1 protein-coding gene is annotated in these 365 nt (G+C 55.3%); it reads right to left on the bottom strand.

The window, feature by feature from the left end:
* Positions 1–133 precede the first annotated feature (133 nt).
* On the bottom strand, positions 134–365 hold a 232-nt coding region (locus U5782_RS41430; RefSeq protein WP_322049645.1), incomplete at its 5' end, for a DUF4304 domain-containing protein.

Below are 365 nucleotides of genomic sequence, written 5' to 3'. Positions count from 1 at the left end.
ACGACTACGTACGCCCCAATCGCGCGTCCGAGGGTAAAGCGCAGCGGCATATTTTGCGACATGCTTTTCCTTCAGTAAGTGGATTTGAGGGCTCTCCCATTGCGCCGAAAGCCCGATCCTCGTCTGATCACCGTCACGGAACCAGCCAACGATAAATAGTTACGTTACCCTTCGCGCCGCATTGAGCTAGCTCCACGACGAAGCCCCCTCCATGGCGATCGAACTGTACCGTCAAAAGATCGACCCGACTGTCGCGTTGTCGTCGATAATGAGGCAAAGAACCTTTAAGCCCAAGCTGGCGAAGCGCGGGAACAAAACGCGCTCTCAACGCGCTGTTCATCTCGTCACGGTTCATCGAGGTATCC

Source organism: Paraburkholderia sp. J67, from assembly GCF_905220265.1.
In the GTDB taxonomy this organism is placed as follows: domain Bacteria; phylum Pseudomonadota; class Gammaproteobacteria; order Burkholderiales; family Burkholderiaceae; genus Paraburkholderia.
This window is presented reverse-complemented; position numbering and strand designations above follow the sequence as displayed.